Below are 20,851 nucleotides of genomic sequence, written 5' to 3' on the forward strand. Positions count from 1 at the left end.
TAAAAAAGGAGCGGAGCAGAATTCATGATGAATTCGTAGTCCCACCCCAACCAGGTTGACTAGAATTGAAAAAGTTTGGTATCAGCATATTTTCAATCCAGTTAACTACTGCTAATAATTAGTTCCTAGCCTAAAACATAATGATGTCCCAGACTGTATTTCGCCTTGTTTATTGTGCAAGTTTATTACGTAAAACCATTTGTAAAATACCACCATGACGATAATAATCCAACTCTACTAAAGAATCAAAGCGAACAGTTGCATCGAAATCAACTACTTCACCATTCTCCTTTTTAGCATGAACTTTAACAGTATCTTGCGGCTTAACATCTTCATTGATATCTACAGAAATTTCTTCCTTACCATCTAAGCCAAGTGAGTCTGCTGAATCACCATCTTTAAACTGTAATGGTAATACCCCCATCATGACTAGGTTAGAACGGTGAATACGTTCATAACTTTGAGCAATAACTGTCTTAACGCCTAATAAGTTAGTACCTTTGGCAGCCCAGTCACGTGAAGAACCCATACCATAATCATTACCAGCTAATACAGCTAAACCAGTACCGTCCTCTTTATATTTCATAGCAGCGTCATAGATAGGCATCACTTCATCCGTTGGCCAATAAGTTGTATAGCCACCTTCAGTTCCAGGTGCTAATTGGTTTTTAATACGAATATTTGCGAATGTGCCACGTACCATAACTTCATGATTCCCACGTCTTGAACCATATGAATTAAAATCACGAATAGGTACATCATGATCAAGTAAATATTTACCTGCTGGCGTATCTTTACCAATTGCACCAGCTGGTGAGATATGGTCAGTTGTAACTGAATCTCCAAACTTACCCATAACACGCAAATCTTTTAAAGGTTTAATTGTGCCAGGTTCTTTAGATAAGTTTTGGAAAAATGTAGGATTTTGAATATATGTTGAATTAGGATCGAAGTCATATAATGGTGCGTCAGTCACATCAATTTCATTCCACATTTCATTATTATTATATACATTTTTGTATTCTTCCAAGAATAACTCGGGCGTCACTACACTGTCTACTGTGTCTGCAACTTCTTTGATTGATGGCCAAATATCATTTAAATAAACATCTTCGCCATCTTTTCCTTTTCCAAGTGGCTCATTTTGCAAATCAATATCAACAGTCCCAGCTAAAGCATAAGCAACAACTAATTGTGGTGAAGCTAAGTAGTTTGCTTTAACTAATGGATGGATACGACCTTCAAAATTACGGTTACCTGATAATACAGACGTAACAAGCAAATCTTCTTTAGCAATTGCTTTTTCTATTTCAGGTAAAAGCGGACCTGAGTTGCCAATACATGTTGTACAACCATAACCAACTAGATTGAAACCTAAATCATCAAGATATTCTTGTAAACCTGAATCACGTAAATAACCTGTTACAACCTTTGAACCTGGAGCCAATGAAGTTTTAACAAATTCTGGCACTTTGAGCCCTTTTTCGACAGCCTTCTTAGCAACTAGACCTGCCCCCAACATGACATATGGATTTGATGTATTTGTACATGAAGTAATTGCTGCTATCGCTATATCCCCTGTTGTCATAGTTGCAGTTGAACCGTCACTAAATTGGATTTCAGCTGTTTTATCAAATTCTTTTTTATCAAATCCATGGCCTTGGTTACCCGCAGGTGCAGTAACTGATTTTTCAAATTCTGATTTCATGTCACTTAAAAAGATTAAGTCTTGGGGACGTTTTGGCCCTGATAATGATGCTTCAACCGTAGATAGATCTAAGTCAATAACATCAGTGTATTCTGGGTCTTCTTTATCAACAGTAAAGAACATATTGTTTTGTTCCAAGTATGCTTTAACTAATGCAACATGCTCTTCTGATCGTCCTGTTAATCTCATATATTTTAGTGATTCCTCATCAACTGGGAAGAATCCACAAGTAGCACCGTATTCTGGCGCCATATTTGCGATAGTTGCACGATCAGCTAGTGGTAAATCTGTAACACCTGGTCCAAAGAATTCAACAAATTTGCCAACTACACCTTTTTTACGTAATTCTTGAGTCACTCTTAAAGCTAAGTCCGTAGCGGTTGAGCCTTGAGGTAATGTGTTAGTTAATCTGACACCAATAACTTCTGGGATTGGGAAATAAGAGGGTTGTCCAAGCATACCTGCTTCTGCTTCAATACCACCAACACCCCATCCTAATACCCCGATACCATTAATCATAGTTGTATGAGAGTCAGTACCTACTAGTGTGTCTGGAAATGCTGTTTCTTCTCCATCAACGTCACGAACATGAACGACATTAGCTAAGTATTCTAAATTCACTTGATGTACAATACCAGTTGCAGGCGGTACTGCATTATAGTTGTTAAATGCTTTAGTTGCCCAATTTAAGAATTGATATCTTTCATAATTTCGTTCAAATTCCAATTTCATATTGCGTTCAAGCGCATCTGGATTTGCATAACTATCTACTTGAACAGAATGATCAATGACTAAGTCAACAGGAACTTCTGGATTAATTTTATTAATATCGCCACCAACATCGTTCATTGCTTTACGCAATGATGCTAAATCCACTACTGCTGGAACTCCAGTAAAATCCTGTAAAATCACTCGAGAAGGTTTAAATGGAACCTCACCTTCGTTATTTTCTCCCCCAAAATGACTTAATGCTTTAATATGATCATCCGTAATAACAAAATCATCTTCTTGTCTTAATACAGATTCTAATAATACTCTGATGGAATATGGTAATTTAGATACCGTAGTTAAACCTTGTTCTTCTAAACTTTTCAAATCATAATACACATAAGATTTGTCGTTCACTTTAAATGTCTTTTTAGCATGTGATTTCATGTTAGAAGCCATAGTATTTCCCCCTTGAACTAAATCATAATATTTTTATATGCCGTTACTTAAATTGTATAATTAACTAAATTTTAAAACAACTGCAATTCGCTATAAATAGGCGTTTTTAGGATTTCCTTTTTTAATCGGACTATATAAGTAAAAGTTATCATTAAGCATACGTTCAATAAGAAATAGTTATTAATTGAGAATGATTTTCAATAAAAATAGTCCTTATCACTTTTTAAGCAATAAGGACAATAAATTATCAATTATTAGTCTTTTTCAGTATTTCTCCGTGCTTCACGTTTCTCTAAAATATCTGCTTCATAATCAGCTTGTTGATGTTTAACATATTCTTGCAAACGGTGCTTGTTTGGTTGCAGCGTCAAACCTAAGAATTTACGTTCTTGGTTAGCATCTTTATAGAAACTAATCATCATCAATATGACGACAAAGGAGAATGGAAAGGCACTGATAATTGCAGCACTTTGAATGGCACTCAATGCTGCTGCACCATCTCCACCACCGGCAAGTAATAAAATAAATGCAATCAGTGATTGTGCTACGCCCCATGTGACTTTCACAAAACCTGTTGGCTCAAGAGAACCAAACGTAGTCTGCATTCCCAGCACAAAGGTTGCAGAATCGGCAGAAGTGATAAAGAATGATGCAATAAGAATAAGCGCAATAATGGATAATAACATACCTAATGGCACTTCGTTAAACACACCAAAAAGTTGTGTTTCAGGTGTCATTTTAAATAATTCTGGATGTTTTTTTCCTGTTTCAATACCTAAAACGCCAAATACACTGAACCAGATAAAGCTTACGATTGCTGGAACAAGTAATACACCAGAAATGAATTCTCGAATAGAACGACCTTTAGATACACGGGCAATAAATACACCAACGAATGGGCTCCAGCTTAACCACCAGCCCCAATAGTACAATGTCCAAGTAGACATCCATTCCCTTTTTTGGCTATTTAAAGCAGCCGTATCTAAACTGTTAAATAAAAATGTATTAAACAAACTACCAGTCGAGCTCGTAAACATATTTAAAATAAGCACTGTCGGCCCAATAATAAGGACAGCAATCATTAATATTGTTCCTAAACCAATGTTTAAGTTACTTAAATATTGAATACCTTTACTTAAACCTGACCATGCACTCGCAATAAATAGTACTGTTACTACAACAATAATAATTGATTGTACCCATACCGTATTAGGAACGTTGAATAAATAATTTAAACCACCATTAATTTGTAGTGCTCCCATACCAAGTGATACTGCTACACCAACGACAGTTGCAAAGACTGATAAAACATCAATAATTGTACCAATTGGACCTTCCACCTTATCACCTAAAATAGGTCTTAAGGTTCTAGACAGTAAACCTGGTTCATTTTTTCTAAATTGCGCATACGCAAGCGCTAATGCGACAACTCCATATGTAGCCCATGCATGAAAGCCCCAATGGAAAAATGTAGAGCGTAGTGTCTCAGTATATGCTTGTGTTGTCTTTGGATCAGCATCTGGTGGTGATGCAAAGTGTGACATAGGTTCAGCAGCTCCATAAAACACTAAGCCAATACCCATACCTGCACTAAATAGCATAGCAAACCAAGAAACAGTGTTAAATTCAGGTTTGTCATTGGGTTTACCTAATTTTAATTTACCTATAGGACTGAAAATTAAAAAGATACAGAAGAAAACTATGATTGTAGTTAAAATAAGGTAATACCAACCTAATTTATCAGTAATCCAACCACTGATTGCGCCTGTAACACTGCCAAATTTAGTCGGAAAAATCGCTCCAACTAGCACTACAATCGCAACAAGAATAGCGCTATAAATAAATACAGGTGAAAACTTCTTTCCGCTACTATTTTTTTGAGAAGAAGAATTCATAAATAAATAACTCCCTTCATTATAGTATTAAATTTTCAATGCGCGAGATATACTACGTTTAGAAAGCAACGCTATACCTCAAACGATACCTATAAGGATATCAAACCTAAATTCTTTTATCAAATTTGTTTAGAAAAAGTATTTTCTAAATAAATTATATATTGTATAATGAGGTGTATTATGTTTAGAAAGGATATAAAAGTTATGTTGAAAGAATTTAAAGAATTTGCATTAAAAGGCAACGTATTAGATTTAGCAATTGCAGTCGTTATGGGTGCAGCATTCAATAAAATCGTTACTTCATTAGTAACTTATATCATCATGCCATTAATTGGTAAAATTTTCGGTTCTGTTGATTTTGCAAAAGATTGGGAATTCTGGGGCATTAAATACGGATTGTTCATTCAATCTATCATTGACTTCCTAATTGTTGCTTTTGCATTATTTGTATTTGTTAAAATTGCAAATACTTTAATGAAAAAAGAAGAGCCAGAAGAGACTATTGAAGAAAACACAGTATTACTTACAGAAATTCGCGATTTACTTCGTGAAAAAAATTAATATATTTTATAGACAGAGGTTAAAAATTTTTAGCCTCTGTCTTTTTTATGTTATTTATATAGCCAACACTTAAAAGTATTTATATATAGGCTGAACTATAAACGCTCATATAGTTTCATTCATCAAAGCTTGTTAATTAAACTTAAATTGTGTAGCGCTTTGAAACTGTTTAGAAGTTACTTCTAATATGAGCGGAATACGTTGTTTAAGCTCAGTTACATGTGAAATAATTCCTACCATACGACCAGATGATTTTAAGTTAACAAGTGTATCTAATGCTGTATCAAGTGTTTCTTGATCTAAAGTACCAAATCCTTCGTCAATAAACATAGATTCCAGTGTTATTCCACCTGATTCTTCTTGAACAACTTCACTTAAACCAAGCGCTAAAGCTAACGAAGCTTGAAATGTTTCCCCACCAGATAATGAACTAATATGTCTAGATTTATTAGAATGAAAATCAAAGACATCTATTTCTAAACCACTATAACCGTGTGATAAACTTTTTCTTCTTTGCAGATGATACCGTTGACCACTCATTGTAGCTAATCTTAAGTTTGCTTGTGCGATAATGCGTTCCAAATAATAAATTAATACATAAGTTTCCAGCGTTAACTTCTGACTATTTTTTCCCGAAAGAATTTCTGCTAAATTAAAAATTTCTTGTTGCGATTTTAATTCTTTAGTCAGATAATTGATATTTTCATAAAGTACATCAAACTTTTGATCGTTCTTTTTCAATTGATATTTCAATGTATTTTCTTGTTCTATAACTTTATCTAATTTTTCACTTTGAACTTGATATGAATTTTCTAATTGTTTTGTGTCTTGTAGAACTTTATCATGAGTCAATGATTTTAAACGCCCTATTTCATGCTCAAGTGCTGCGTATTTCTTGCTATATGCTTCGACTTGTTGTTCATAATCTGATTTAAGATGCATGTCTTCTAATATTTTAAATAACGCTTTTTCATCCTTAATCGCATATCGTCTCATTTCAGTTTGTATATCTTTATCAACACTTTGATACTCATTTTCTGCAATGTGTTTTTGGTTCTGTATATTGATTAAATTATTACTTTCTAATTGCTTTTGCTGATTGGCTGTAATAATTTCATTTGTTAATTGTTCTTTCGAATTTTCAAATATTTCTATTTGTTTTTTATAGCTTTCAAACTGTTGTATAAATGAATCGATATCTTTAGTCTGGGTTGTTGATATAAATTCTCCTATAAGTTGTTCATTTTGGTTCCTCTGATGAGATAAATCCTTATATTGTAGTTCCATCTGATGTATATCTTTTTTATACTCATTTATTTGTGTTTCAATTTGTTTAGTCATCGCATATTTTTCTTTAAAAGAAGCTTTTTCTAGTTCTTTTTCATTATATTGTACTTGCAACGACTCAAGATCAAGTGGTTCTTCATCAACCTTTATTTCTTTCATTTTATCTTGAGCGTGTGACATTTCGGTTTCAAGTTTAATTTTTTGCTCTGTAAGTGACAACTTTTCTTTTTCAAGTGTATCTAATTGATGTTTTTGTAGTTTAATATTTTCAAAGTCAATATGTTTTTCTAAAGATTGAATCTCATTACCACATACAGGACAAATTTCTCCAATAGATAATGCTGATTGAAGCTCGTTAATAAAACTTTCTTTGTCATTTAAGTCTAAATTCTTTGCAGTCAACTTATTTATATGATTTGAAACATGCTCAAATTCTTTTTCAATCATTTTTAACTGTTTCTTATCTTCAATATATTCATTTTTTAATTCCTTAAACTTTTGGTTATTGCTTAAAGTTTCTTTAGTCTTATCTATTAATTTGTTGATATGTGCCAATTCATCTGTTAATTCAACAATTTTATTATAATCTATATCATTTTCTGCTTTTTGCTTTTTAAGCTTAGTTTGTTTCTCATTATATTGCTTTATCTTCTGCTGCGTTTCACTTAATTGTTTTTTTACATTATCATTTTCTGCCATAGCTTTTCTGTGGCTTTCTATCTTTTGATAAATTATGTGACACTTATCAATATATTCTTTGTATTGATTAATAGCATGTTCACTTTTTATTAGTATTTGCATTTGTTCTTGTAGCTGCTTTTGTTGCTCTTGTATGGACTCAATATCTTTACCTTTTGATGTGATAGCATTGTTAAAATCGTTTAATTTTGCTATTTGTGATTCTCGCTGTTGAACAAGTGTATTTAAAGTTCGAATTTCATTCAATTGAGTAATTTTATGCTTAAGTTTATCTATATTTTCTTGCTCTTGCCGCAATAATTCAAAGCGTTGAGTATAATCAGCTAAATCATTTAATTGCTTTTCTAATTCATTATTTGCCACTAATGCTTTATGAAGCTTTTCTGTTTGACATTTTTCTGCTTGTTTTAATTTTGTTGTTGCTAACAATTGTTCACTACCATATTTTTGAAAAATAGGTATAGCATCTACAAGCTTTTGTATTTGTATACTTTCTATTTGTTTCAGTGCTTGCAAATCTTCAATTTCAAAATCTTCAATTTCTTCCCATACCATTGCTATTTTGTTATATCTTTGTTCGATCAATTGTTTCTCATTTTTCACCTCGTCAGCTAATATATCCTGTATTTGCTCAAAACGGAGGCTATTGAATAATGTACGTAGAATGCTTTGCTTGTCTGAACTACTTGAAACTAAAAATCGTTTAAATTCTCCTTGAGGCAAAATAAACAACTGTCTAAATTGTTCTGCATTAACGCCTAAGAGTTGTTGTATAAATAAATTGCCTTCATGTATTTTACTTTCACGCAAATCAAACACTTCTCCATCAAATTCATAGACAGTTAACTTTCCAGGCGTTTTAGTTTTATTGCCTTCTTTTATATATGAACCTTGTCTAAAAATTTTGAACTGTCGCTGATTAATTTCAAATTCAAACGTTACGCTCATAGGTTCCTTAGCCTCAGCAAAATGACTTCGCAAATCGCTTTCAGTTCTACTCTTCGTAGATGCTACACCAAATAAAGCGTAAACAATTCCATCAAAAATCATGGTTTTACCGGAACCTGTTTTACCGCTAATAAGAAATAATTGATTTTCGAATACTTGTTTGAAATCAATCGTTTCATTTAAAAATGGTCCAAAGTTAGACAACGTTAAAGTCAAAGGTTTCATCGCTTCAATCCTCCTTAGTCAAAAGATGGTTTAGAATGTATTCAACTTTTTGACTTTGTACATTTGTTAAGGGTTCATTTGTCATTTCTTTATAAAATTCGCTAATAATATCTTCATCCTTTAATTTTGTTATTGCATGACGTGTTGTTACATCATCAGTTTGATAACTGATATTCGTTAAGGCAAGTGTGTTAGGATAGATTTTTTTAAGATGTATCATGGGGTCGGTAATATGAGACATACCTTTCAATTTAAAATGAAAATAATTATTTTTGTTTTTTACTGCTATCTCTTCTGCAATGACTTGATTATATTGTCCTTCAACAACTTCTAACTCTTTTAATGGTTGTAGCTGTTTAAATGTATCTTGAATTTTACTATTAGTGTCAATCTCAATTACACGATATCCTTTAGCTTGCCCAACTTCAGAAAATGAATATTGTAATAATGATCCACTATAATTGACTTTATCGTCATTAATACTAAACGGATGATGTAAATGGCCAAGTAATACTTTATCAAATGCTTCGAATACCTTTTTATTAACACTTTCTACAGTACCAATTGTTAAAGGCCTTTCAGAGTCTGATTTTTTACCGCCTTGTATCGTAAGATGACCAATAATAATATTTATATTTTGTTTGTTTAATTTATTCGACATGATTTCTAGACATTTTTCTGTAGCTTGCTGATGTGTTTGAATCGTCTCATCATCAAAGAAGTGAGCTACTTCGCTGACTGTGGCATATGGCATTGTATAAAATTTAATATTTCCAAATGTTATTGGGCATGTTAAATCTTCTAAAGATGTTTTTATATGTAAGTTGGAAAGTTGAAACCAAGGTGAGCCATAATTTAATCTTTCTTTGCTATCATGATTACCATTAATGATAATCATTGGAATTTTTAATTCTATATTTAACTGATAAATCGTTTGTTCTAAGAGCTTTATGGCATCTTTACTTGGATAAGATGTATCATATAAATCACCTGCAACAACGATAATATCTGGTTTTTCAATTAACATTTGATCAATAAATTGCTTTAATATATATATTTGATCCTCTAGTAAGGATTTGCCATTTAGTATTTTTCCTAAATGCCAATCCGCAGTATGAATGATTTTCATTGTTACCTCCAAATACAGAACGTTTGTTCGTTTTAATTATAAGATGCATTTGAAAAACTATCAAGTCTTAATGATATATATTTAAAACTTTATAACTTAGGCACACAAAGTAGATTTCACTGCTTGTCATTGCAATAAAAGTAAAGACTCAAAACGACATTAAGTGTCATTTTGAGTCTCAGTTTTTAAAGAAATTTTATTAATTAACAAGTTCTTTCTCGATTTTTTTAAATTTATATAGCATAGCCAATCTCCAAGGAACAATCATGCAGAAGGCTAACAAGAAGAACATGCCGCCTATTTCTCCCGGATCTATTTCACTACTAATAAATATTTTAATTACAGTTCTAATAACTAATAGTGAAATTAAAATAATTGGAAATGCTTTTGAACGCTTCATATAAACTTTCGTACCTTGTACTTCAAAATGTGTTGTCCAAATTAAGACTAAAGAAAATAATACGCCTAAAACCAAGGATTCAAGCATTTCAGCCCCTGTTAATCTAAAATATGGAATCACATACATAAAGGCACCTGTAGCCATAAAAAACGGTGGTAAAATAATCTTTTTTTCATTAACTGGAAATTTTTGTGCTTTCATTCTAATAATAATGACTGCGATACCCATGATAAATGCAAACACAATTGAAAAAATTAAATACGCCAACATTGACACCCTCTTATTTATGTCGAAACTTTATTTCTATTTATTTTCACATGATAGTACATCACTATGCAATTAAAACGCATATCGATTTAAATATATACTATTCAGTTTAACTTGCTATAATTTAAGGATTGTAAACAAGTAACTGTCTACAATCCTATGATTATCAACTTATTTTTTTGGATTTTTCATATTTTGATCCATATTTTTGTTCATCATTGTCATCATTTGGTTGATTTTCTTTTGTGATGGTTTTTGTCCCATTTGCATCATCATCATTCGTAGCATTTCTTCATTAATTGGTGGATTTTTCTTCAAGAAATCCATCATATATTTTCTTGCTAGGAAAAAGCCAATTGCTAATCCAGCAATTAATGCTAATACAATTAATATAATTGCTATCCATGTTGCCATTGTTTCACCCGCTTTCTATATCCTACTGAATTTTACTAAATTATAATTAGTATTTCAAGCTTGAGTTTGAGCGTAAATCATCCACAATTACGATCATAACAAAAAACATAATATAAATGATACCTTTTTTTACAGAAAAATGAGGCATGCGCAATTAAGATTTGTTAAACTTCTATGCCGAAATAGTCGACATAGAGAAAATAAAGTTAGTCAAATCGTTAACTTCAAATGCCTCAATCTTTATAAAACTTAATTTATTTAAAGCGTTTGTATTTGATTTAATACATTCTCTTTAGTGAAACCATATTTTTCAACTACTAGCCCACCTGGCGCACTTGCCCCAAATTCGTCTATACCAATGACTTTGCCATCAGTACCCACATACTTGTGCCAACCAAGTGATGATGCCATTTCAATCGCAACACGTTTCGTAATATGTTTTGGAATGACAGATTCTTTATAATCATCAGATTGTTGTTCAAAAGCAAACCAGTTTGGCATTGATACAACTCTTACACCTTTACCTTGCTTTTCAAGATCTTTCGCAGCTTCAACAGCTAAACTTACTTCAGAACCTGAAGCTAATAATAAATACTCAACTGCTGTTTCTGTTTCAAATACTGTATAAGCACCTTTACGAACGCCTTCTTCTACTTGTGCTTCTGTTACATCAAGGACAGGGAGGTTTTGACGAGTTAATACTAATGATGTTGGCGTTTGTTCAGATTCAAGTGCAACTTCCCAAGCTACACGTGTTTCATTACCATCAGCTGGGCGAATAACATTCATATTGGGAATCGCTCTTAAGCCAGCGAGTTGTTCAATTGGTTCATGCGTAGGACCATCTTCTCCGACAGCTATTGAATCATGCGTGAAAATAAATGTTGAATTAAGACCCATTATTGCAGATAAACGCAATGCTGGTTTTAGATAATCACTAAATACAAAGAATGTCGCTCCATATGGATGCAAGCCTCCATGTGCAGCCATACCATTGACTGCTGCGCCCATAGCAAATTCACGTACACCGAACCATATATTTTTACCTTCTGGTGTATCTTTGTCATAATCTTTAGCTTCTTTAACGTTTGATTTATTTGAACCAGCTAAGTCAGCAGAACCACCAAAGAAAGATGGAACAGATTGACTTAAAGCTTGAATAACTTCTCCAGAATCAGCACGAGAAGCACCATTATGATTCAAATCAAATCTTGGTAATTTTTCTTTATAATTTGATGGCAACTTACCGCTGACAGCTAATTTAAATTCTTCTGCTAATTGCGGATATCGTTGAGAATATGCTTCTAATTTATCATTCCAAGATTCTTCATTTTCATTAGCACGTTTTAACATTGTTGTTTGGAAAATTTCATATACTTCTTCAGGAACATAGAATTTTTTATCTGGATCTAAACCATAGTTTTCAAATGTTAGTTTTCTTTCTTCTGCGCCTAAAGGTGCACCATGGACACCGTTTGTGCCTTTTTTGTTAGGTGAACCATAACCAATAATTGTTTTAATTTCAATTAAAGTTGGACCTTGCTGAGACTTAGCAGTAGTAATCGCTTTGTCTATTTGGTTTAAATTGTTACCATCTTTAACTAAAATATGATTCCAACCATATGATTCAAAACGTTTTTTTACATCTTCAGAAAAAGCTTTATCTAATTCTCCATCTAATGAAATATCATTTGAATCATATAAGACAATGAGTTTATCTAATTGATTATGGCCTGCAAATGAAGCCGCTTCATGAGAAATTCCTTCCATTAAATCGCCATCTGAAGCTAATACATAAGTATAGTGATTAACAATATCAAAATTATCTTTATTAAATTTACCTGCAAGATGACTTTCAGCTAATGCCATCCCTACTCCCATTGCAAATCCTTGTCCTAATGGTCCTGTTGTTACTTCTACACCATCAGTATGTCTATATTCTGGATGCCCTGGTGTTTTTGAGTCCCATTGTCTAAACTGTTTAAGCTCTTCAAGCTCAAGACTTCCTGAGACGTGTAATAAACTATAAAGTAATGCAGATCCATGTCCAGCAGACAAAATGAATCTATCTCTATTAAAGTAATCTTTAGACTGTGGATTAAAATTCAAATGTCTTGTCCATAAAGTATATGCCATTGGTGCAGCTCCCATTGGTAAACCCGGATGCCCAGAGTTAGCCTGTTCAATTGCATCAATGCTTAATGCACGAATGGTATCTATTGCTAATTGATCTTTTTCGTTAAACATTTTTTATGTCTTCCCTTCTAGAAATAAATGTTGCTATTATTATACCTTAATTATAGATAAATTCATAAATATTCGTTTAAAATTACTAAATTTTCTGTAGTTTGCAGAAACTATTTATTTTTATTATGTTTTTGAATTTGTTTTAGCTTTTCAGGCGTTACATCATTACCCTCAGGATCCATAACTTTAGTGTGCTCAATTTGCTGTTTAAAGCCCTTTCTAAATTCTTCTAAATATATTTTACGTAACTTAGCTTGTTCTTTTGCCTCTGCTTCTGTCAAGCCTTGCTCTTTCTTCTTTCTTGCTAATTGATTAATTCTATCGATGTTCAAATTATTTTTAGTCATTGAATTTACCCACCTTTATATATACATATTTCACATTTAAATAGTACCTAACTTATAAAGAATATAACAAAAAGGTGAATGTAACCAAATCGTTACGCTCACCTTTCATGATATATCATTAATATTTATTAGCATCATTACAATAATTCAACTTACCCCATCACAAAATTGTATATTACTTTTCTAATTAAATCGCACTGTTGATAAAAATTACCGCATTGCTTTACCTAAATATAATAAATATGAAATATGTTGTTCGTGATTATTTCGCATATGCGAACACACTTGTGTGATTTTGTTCGCTGTTAGATATAGATTGTTGTTTGCTTTCAGAGTTGATTTTGTAATGTTGTGAGATATTATGATCTGCCATTTCGTACGTTTGTTCTACTTTAGAATTTTGATATGCCGTCGTGAAAAATAAAGAGAAAACAAGCAAAGATATTATAAAAACTATGATATAAGTAGCTATTTGACTTTTATATTTTAAAATCATGTTAAACACTCCTAGAACATTTGTTTGTATTTATAATTTATCAGAACTCATGTTCTATGTCAACATTTTTACGAACAAACGTTTGTTTTATTTGTTACTAAATGATATAATAAAAATAAATAAAATTAGGGAGTGCCTATATATGAGAGAATTAACAAAACGTCAAAGTGAAATATATGATTACATTAAGCATATTGTTCAAACAAAAGGTTATCCGCCTAGTGTTCGTGAGATAGGAGAAGCTGTAGGATTAGCTTCAAGTTCTACGGTGCATGGACATTTATCTCGACTAGAGGAAAAAGGTTATATCCGCAGAGACCCTACAAAACCAAGAGCTATTGAAATTGTATCAGAGCATAATGATGCCGCTATCGATATGGAAGGGACTATTCACGTACCTGTCATTGGTAAAGTAACTGCTGGTATTCCTATTACTGCCGTTGAAAATGTTGAAGAGTATTTTCCATTACCTGAGCATTTAACCTCTACACATAATAGTGACATTTTTATTTTAAATGTAGTTGGTGAAAGTATGATTGAAGCTGGCATTCTTGATGGAGACAAAGTAATAGTTAGAAGTCAAACCATTGCAGAAAATGGGGACATAATTGTAGCTATGACAGACGAAGATGAGGCTACTGTTAAGCGATTCTATAAAGAAAAGCATCATTATCGTTTACAACCGGAAAATAGTTCCATGGAGCCAATTTACCTTGATTCAGTATCTGTTTTAGGTAAAGTTATCGGCTTGTACCGTGAACTTTAGTTGTGTCAATAAAACATTTTATTGTTAGTAATTCTCTTATATAAAGTTAAAGAAGCTAAGCAACTAGTGCCTAGCTTCTTTTTGATTACTTTTATGCAGGATATCTTTTACTTTTTCCAAAATATCCTCTTTTTGATTATTATTCTGTTTTGATGTCATATTCATCGACTTCCTTCACAGAAATTTTACCCATTACTAGTCATTATTAAACGCTTAACCCGTATAATTTTCTGTCCAATAAGGCTGCCTTTCATCATTAAAATCTACACCCACACCAACCGTGTTAAAATGTTCATTTAAGATATTCTTTCGATGTCCTAATGAATTCATTAATCCTTGATGGGCATAAATACTGCTAACTTGACCATAAGCTAGATTTTCACCGGCCGCATTAAATTCAATGCGATCTGCTTTTAACCGATCGAATGGTGACTCTTGGTCTAAATTCGTATGATCAAAATAATGATGCTTCGCCATATCTTCACTATGTTTGCGTGCCGTGTTTGAAATGTTGCTTGAATATGACAAAGTAGCTAATTGATGTTGCTTTCTTTCTGAATTAATTAAATCTACATTTTGCATTTCATAACTTTTAGCTAATGATTTAGACGGTGCTGCATATTGTTTTGTTAAACGCTTTTCCATTTTATCACTAACTTGCATTAATGCTGTTACACCATTTTGTTCATGTTTATCATAAAATATCGTTGTATACACATGATTTGAATGAAAGACATCATATTCACTATTTTTAATTGCAATACGCAACCTTTGTTTATCCATTTCAGTTATAGGTTGACCCAACCTTTGTCTAACAACTTGCTTGGGTGTCCCATACTTAATCTTAGACTTAGAAGTTATTATGTTTTGATTTGTATACAAAGCGTGCACTTTATTATCTAAATATGCAATCATTACAAATCTTTGATAATCGCCATCATAGTATGCATACCATTTTGTACCATATTCATTTGTGGTTATTCTTTTGGCTTTACCATATTTTTCTTCTACATTACCTTTTTTCATATTTAACTGAACATTATTAACAGCAAAAGGTTGTTCTTGAGGTACTTTAAGTGTCTCTTCATTTTCATCTTCTTTATTGAATACTTGTTGATTAATAAAACTTCTGACGTCTTGCTGCATGTGTACGACTAGAGAACTTTCTCTAATTGGAAAGATAATAATAATACATAGTAAAATTAAACTAATACTTAAAAATTTTTTAATGGTTTTCACCTACCAAAAATTTAATCTCGATCCCCATTGAATATTGAGTTTCGAACAATTACATAATCGACAGTTCTTAAAGATTTTAAATCTTTGCCACCAGCATATGAAATAGAGCTCTGTAAATCTTGCTGCATTTCTACAAGTGTATGCTCTAATGAGCCTTTATGTTCGACAAACATTTTTTTACCTTCAACATTTTTACGTTCACCCTTTTGAAATTCTGAAGCACTTCCAAAATATTCTTTGTACAGTTTACCATCTAACTCAACTGTTTCTCCTGGAGATTCATCGTGTGCAGCAAATAATGAACCTATCATAACCATTGAAGCTCCGAAACGTATCGATTTTGCAATATCACCATGCGTGCGAATGCCTCCATCAGCAATTAACGGCTTACGTGCTGCTTTACTACACAAATTGAGTGCAGCGAGTTGCCAGCCTCCAGTTCCAAATCCAGTTTTTATTTTGGTAATGCACACTCTTCCTGGTCCAATACCAACCTTTGTCGCATCTGCACCGGCATTTTCTAATTCCCTTACGCCCTCAGGTGTACCAACATTTCCAGCAATTACAAAGGCTTGTGGCAAATGTTGCTTGATGTGTTTAATCATACGGATAACTAAATCAGAATGTCCATGAGCAATGTCTATCGTTATATATTCAGGCACGATATCAGCTTGTTGTAATTGCTCAATAAAGTCAAATTCACGTGCTTTAACACCAACTGATATAGACGCAAATAATCCTTGATCATGCATATTTTTAATGAATGGTATTCTAGACTTTTCGTCAAAACGATGCATTATATAAAAATACTCATTTTTAGCAAACCATTGTGCTAATTTTTCATTCATAACTGTTTGCATATTAGCAGGCACAACTGGCAATTTAAATTTACGTGGGCCAAATTGAATTGCAGTATCGCACTCAGATCTACTTTCAACAATACATTTATTCGGAATTAATTGGATATCTTCATAATCAAAAATTTTCATTTATTTATAAGCCCCTTATAATTAAGTATAAAAATAAAAAACTGAGGGTAAATCACGAATGATTAAATCAAAACACTTGATAATCATTCATATTTTCTACCCTCATATACTTTACAATTTTTTATTGTCAATGTAAATGGACTTGAGTTGTACTTTTGAAAATTTACCAACTTGATTTTTTAACACCAGGAATTTGTCCTTTATGCGCGTGTTCTCTAAATGCGATTCGAGACATTTCAAATTTTCTTAACACGCCTCTAGGACGGCCTGTTACTTTACATCTACGCGTTAAACGTGTTGGCGATGAATCTCTAGGTAATTTACGTAAAGCCTCATAATCACCTTTTTTCTTTAGTTCTTTTCTTAATTCATAATATTTACTAACTAATTCTTCTCTTTTTTGTTCTTTCGCAATTTTAGATTTTTTAGCCATATATTAAAAACGCTCCTTAAATCGTAATTATTACGTTTTATATTTTAGCATATTTTCTAATTAAATCAAGAATAAGTTTTTACTATATAAATAAGAGCTATGGATTGCATTCCACAGCTCTTATGTCAAACTTTAAATTGTCGTATTTAAAGGTAAGTGATTATTTCGTTTCACGATGTAATGTGTGTTTTTTTAATCTTGGGCAATACTTTTTCATTTCGATACGCTCAGGATTATTCCGTTTATTTTTAGTAGTAATATAATTACGATCGCCACATTCTGTACATGCTAATGTAACATTTACGCGCACGTTAAACACCCTTTCTTGTTAGGAATACTTACGATTTAAAATTTTAACACAACTTTTACAAGGATGCAATATCTTCTAGCTATTCATGCGTCTCATCGTTTTCATCATTTAAATCTATTGTATTGATATCAATTTCTAGTGCTTTGGCGACGCCTTTTCCATAGTCTGGATCAGCTTTATAGCAATGACGAATATGTCGCTTTTTAACATCTTCTGTTACGCCATCCATCGCATTAGCTGTATTTATAAACATTCTTTCTTTTGCTTCATCCGATTGTAATCTAAATAGTTTTCCTGGCTGTTCAAAGTAGTTATCATCGTCTTCCCTATAATTATATTCATAACCATCACCATCTGTTGGAAATGGTGGCTTTTTATATTCATGTTGAGAAGCGTATACACCTTGATTATTTGGATAATAATGTGGTCCGCCACCTTGGTTATCATCTAAGACACGCATTTGTCCATCGCGGCTAAATGGGCATAGATTCTCTACTCCGACAGCTTTAGGTTGATTCACTGGAATTTGCCAATGGTTCACTCCTAAACGGTAACGTTGTGCATCTCCATATGAAAATAATCTTCCTTGTAATACTTTATCAGGTGAAAAATCTAAACCAGGTACAATATTCGTTGGCGCAAAAGCAGCTTGCTCTACATCTTGGAAATAATTATTTGGATTACGATTCAATTCGAATTCGCCGACTTCAATCAATGGGTATTCACCATGATACCAAACTTTAGTCAAATCAAATGGATTATCTTTATGATTTTTTGCTTGTTCTTCAGTCATCACTTGAATATACATTTTCCATTTAGGATAATCTCCATTTTCAATAGCATTATATAAATCTCTTTGTGATGAATCCCGGTCTTGTGCAATCACATCTGCCGCTTCTTCATCGGTTAAATTTTCAATACCTTGTTGGCTTCTAAAATGATATTTCACCCAAACACGTTTACCTTCATTATTATACATCGAATAGGTGTGTGATCCAAAGCCGTGCATATGCCGAAGATCTTTAGGAATGCCTCTATCAGACATTAGTATTGTCACTTGATGTAATGCTTCAGGTAACCCTGTCCAATAATCCCAGTTGTTTTGTGCACTACGCATATTGGTACGAGGGTCTCTTTTTACAGCACGATTCAAACTAACAAAGAGTTTAGGATCTCTGAAGAAAAAGACCGGTGTATTATTCCCCACTAAATCCCAGTTTCCATCTTCAGTATAAAATTTAAGCGCAAACCCACGAATGTCTCGTTCAGCATCTGCTGCCCCTCTTTCACCAGCTACCGTTGAAAAGCGTGCAAACATATCCGTTTGTTTACCGACTTCTGAAAAAATCTTAGCTGATGTGTACTTCGTAATGTCATTCGTAACTGTAAACGTTCCGAACGCCCCTGATCCTTTCGCATGCATACGGCGTTCTGGAATTACTTCACGATCAAAGTGTGCCATTTGTTCCAAGTAATAAATATCTTGCATCATAAGTGGACCTCTTTGACCAGCTGTCATACTGTTTTCTCTATCTGAAACGGGGTGCCCAAAAAGATCAGTTAATTTTTTATCCTCTTTTGACATAGATATGCTCCTTTCAAGACTAATGCTTCATTATAATAATTATAATTTAGCTTATAGTTAACATACCCACAATTTAATCATTATCAAACTTGTATATCTCCGTTATTAAATATCAGAAAATTTAAAATATTTATGCGGAATATTCTCAAAATCTATTGAATACTTGATTTAAAAGGATTAAAATGATGTGTATATTTATAAAATAGATGGGAGAGCTCATATGGAAGATAATAATATGAAACGTGGTCTTAGTTCCAGACACATATCTATGATAGCCATCGGTGGCGCAATTGGAACTGGTCTCTTTGTAGCAACCGGAAGTGTCGTTGCTCAAGCAGGTCCTGGTGGTGCAATTTTAGCCTACTTATTAATTGGAGTTATGCTTTATTTTCTAATGGCTTCAATTGGAGAACTCGCAACTTTTTATCCAGTATCTGGCTCATTTAGTTCATATGCTACGAGATTTATTGACCCATCACTCGGCTTTACCATGGGATGGTTATATTACATTATGTGGGCTTTAGTTTCGAGTGTCGATGTTATGGTTGCAGCTAGTGTTATACATTACTGGAATGTATTCCATTTCTTCAGTCCATTGACTTGGAGTTTAATATTCATCACATTACTTTTATTACTTAATATATTTACGGTTAAAGCTTTTGGAGAAACTGAGTTTTGGCTTTCATTAATTAAAGTAATTACAATTATTGTATTTATAATTATTGGTTTTCTCATGATATTTGGCATACTTGGTGGACATGCATATGGTTTTGATAACTTTACAAAAGGTAATGCACCATTTGTAGGTGGCATCACAGGCATTCTTAGCGTACTACTTGTAGCTGGATTCTCTGTTGGAGGTACTGAAGTCGTTGCTGTTACCGCTGGTGAATCTGATAATCCAAGTAAAACGATGCCTAAAGCTGTTAAGCAAGTCTTTTGGAGAATATTATTATTTTATGTATTGTCAATTTTTGTTATTTCGGCAATTATTCCTTATACAGATTCATTGCTATTAAATGAACATGAATCAGTCGCACAAAGTCCGTTTACGATTGTCTTTGATCGTATTGGAATTGCTTTTGCTGCATCAGTCATCAATGCTGTTATCTTAACTTCATTGTTATCAGCAGCGAATTCTGGTTTATATACTACAAGTCGCATGTTGTATTCACTTAGTGATAATCGCCAAGCACCCAAATTTTTAGGAAAGTTAAATCCAACTACCAAATTACCTTTGCGTGCATTAATAACGACATATATTTTCATTGTTTTAGTTATTATTTATGCTAATTTTAATGCCAATGCAGTATTTAGTTTACTTAATATCATTGGCTCAATGGTTATTTTAGTTTGGGGTGCAAGTACATGGGGACAAGTAAGATTGCGTCGTGCAATTAAAAAACAAGGAAAAGATATTTCAACATTATTGCCTTATCGTTCTCCTTTATATCCGCTTGGACCAATTATTGTATTCTTGATGTTGATCTTCCTGTTATTCGGTAGTTCATTCGGCAAATTGATGGCTGGCCAATTCAGTGGTGTATTTATCAATTTCTTACCACTTATCGTACTCGCAATCATTTTCTTTATTCATAAACTGATTAGAAAAACAAAATATGTCAAATTGGAAGATATGGATTTATCACAACATGAAATTAACTAATATATCATTATAATAATACACATTAATTTACTATATCTTTAATAAATATCGTCGAAGTGCAACACTAATTTTG

Annotated in this window: 17 protein-coding genes; 3 read left to right on the plus strand and 14 right to left on the minus strand. The window is 32.7% G+C overall.

Annotated elements, in window-relative coordinates; all coding sequences use genetic code 11:
- Positions 1-169 precede the first annotated feature (169 nt).
- Both acnA and CD041_RS03165 read right to left on the minus strand, forming a co-directional pair.
- Complete coding sequence (gene acnA / locus CD041_RS03160; RefSeq protein WP_002459198.1) at positions 170-2,875, minus strand: aconitate hydratase AcnA; 2,706 nt, start codon at positions 2,873-2,875, stop codon at positions 170-172.
- Between the two features lie 254 nt (positions 2,876-3,129).
- On the minus strand, positions 3,130-4,770 hold the full coding sequence (locus CD041_RS03165) for a BCCT family transporter (protein WP_080606581.1): 1,641 nt from the start codon (positions 4,768-4,770) through the stop codon (positions 3,130-3,132).
- 204 nt (positions 4,771-4,974) lie between these two features.
- Between CD041_RS03165 and mscL the strand changes: the two genes are divergently transcribed.
- A complete protein-coding gene (gene mscL, locus CD041_RS03170) occupies positions 4,975-5,331 on the plus strand; it encodes a large conductance mechanosensitive channel protein MscL (RefSeq protein WP_037540403.1) in 357 nt (118 codons plus the stop codon).
- Between the two features lie 132 nt (positions 5,332-5,463).
- On the opposite strand, the gene sbcC is transcribed toward mscL, so the two are convergent.
- The 7 genes from sbcC to sosA form a co-directional block, all read right to left on the minus strand.
- Complete coding sequence (gene sbcC, locus CD041_RS03175; RefSeq protein ID WP_002478240.1) at positions 5,464-8,490, minus strand: exonuclease subunit SbcC; 3,027 nt, start codon at positions 8,488-8,490, stop codon at positions 5,464-5,466.
- Positions 8,491-8,494: 4 nt separating this feature from the next.
- Positions 8,495-9,619, minus strand: coding sequence for an exonuclease subunit SbcD (gene sbcD, locus CD041_RS03180; RefSeq protein ID WP_002478241.1), 1,125 nt, complete (start codon positions 9,617-9,619; stop codon positions 8,495-8,497).
- Between the two features lie 199 nt (positions 9,620-9,818).
- The gene (locus tag CD041_RS03185; RefSeq protein WP_012990854.1) at positions 9,819-10,286 is read right to left on the minus strand and encodes a CcdC family protein; all 468 of its coding nucleotides are present in this window, start codon (positions 10,284-10,286) and stop codon (positions 9,819-9,821) included.
- A 171-nt stretch (positions 10,287-10,457) separates the two neighbouring features.
- Positions 10,458-10,700 (minus strand): YneF family protein, encoded by a 243-nt coding sequence (locus CD041_RS03190; RefSeq protein WP_002459204.1) that lies wholly within the window; start codon positions 10,698-10,700, stop codon positions 10,458-10,460.
- Positions 10,701-10,958: 258 nt separating this feature from the next.
- Positions 10,959-12,947 (minus strand): transketolase, encoded by a 1,989-nt coding sequence (tkt, locus tag CD041_RS03195; RefSeq protein ID WP_002491993.1) that lies wholly within the window; start codon positions 12,945-12,947, stop codon positions 10,959-10,961.
- Between the two features lie 110 nt (positions 12,948-13,057).
- Entirely contained in the window at positions 13,058-13,294 is a 237-nt protein-coding gene (locus CD041_RS03200) for a DUF896 domain-containing protein (RefSeq protein ID WP_002459206.1), read from the minus strand.
- Positions 13,295-13,556: 262 nt separating this feature from the next.
- The gene (sosA, locus tag CD041_RS03205; protein WP_002459207.1) at positions 13,557-13,790 is read right to left on the minus strand and encodes a DNA damage-induced cell division inhibitor SosA; all 234 of its coding nucleotides are present in this window, start codon (positions 13,788-13,790) and stop codon (positions 13,557-13,559) included.
- Between the two features lie 142 nt (positions 13,791-13,932).
- On the opposite strand from sosA, the gene lexA reads away from it, so the two are divergent.
- Complete coding sequence (gene lexA, locus CD041_RS03210) at positions 13,933-14,556, plus strand: transcriptional repressor LexA (RefSeq protein ID WP_002459208.1); 624 nt, start codon at positions 13,933-13,935, stop codon at positions 14,554-14,556.
- A gap of 213 nt (positions 14,557-14,769) precedes the next feature.
- On the opposite strand, the gene CD041_RS03215 is transcribed toward lexA, so the two are convergent.
- The 5 genes from CD041_RS03215 to CD041_RS03235 form a co-directional block, all read right to left on the minus strand.
- The gene (locus CD041_RS03215) at positions 14,770-15,795 is read right to left on the minus strand and encodes a CAP domain-containing protein (protein ID WP_170121709.1); all 1,026 of its coding nucleotides are present in this window, start codon (positions 15,793-15,795) and stop codon (positions 14,770-14,772) included.
- An 11-nt stretch (positions 15,796-15,806) separates the two neighbouring features.
- On the minus strand, positions 15,807-16,784 hold the full coding sequence (gene guaC / locus CD041_RS03220; RefSeq protein WP_070648591.1) for a GMP reductase: 978 nt from the start codon (positions 16,782-16,784) through the stop codon (positions 15,807-15,809).
- A gap of 163 nt (positions 16,785-16,947) precedes the next feature.
- On the minus strand, positions 16,948-17,217 hold the full coding sequence (gene rpsN / locus CD041_RS03225; RefSeq protein WP_002492006.1) for a 30S ribosomal protein S14: 270 nt from the start codon (positions 17,215-17,217) through the stop codon (positions 16,948-16,950).
- 160 nt (positions 17,218-17,377) lie between these two features.
- Positions 17,378-17,527, minus strand: a complete 150-nt coding sequence (gene rpmG / locus CD041_RS03230) for a 50S ribosomal protein L33 (protein WP_002459212.1) — start codon at positions 17,525-17,527, stop codon at positions 17,378-17,380.
- 79 nt (positions 17,528-17,606) lie between these two features.
- Entirely contained in the window at positions 17,607-19,112 is a 1,506-nt protein-coding gene (locus CD041_RS03235) for a catalase (RefSeq protein WP_002478245.1), read from the minus strand.
- A gap of 220 nt (positions 19,113-19,332) precedes the next feature.
- Between CD041_RS03235 and CD041_RS03240 the strand changes: the two genes are divergently transcribed.
- On the plus strand, positions 19,333-20,778 hold the full coding sequence (locus tag CD041_RS03240) for an amino acid permease (protein ID WP_002459214.1): 1,446 nt from the start codon (positions 19,333-19,335) through the stop codon (positions 20,776-20,778).
- Positions 20,779-20,851 lie beyond the last annotated feature (73 nt).

Source organism: Staphylococcus lugdunensis, assembly GCF_002901705.1.
In the GTDB taxonomy this organism is placed as follows: Bacteria; Bacillota; Bacilli; order Staphylococcales; family Staphylococcaceae; genus Staphylococcus; species Staphylococcus lugdunensis.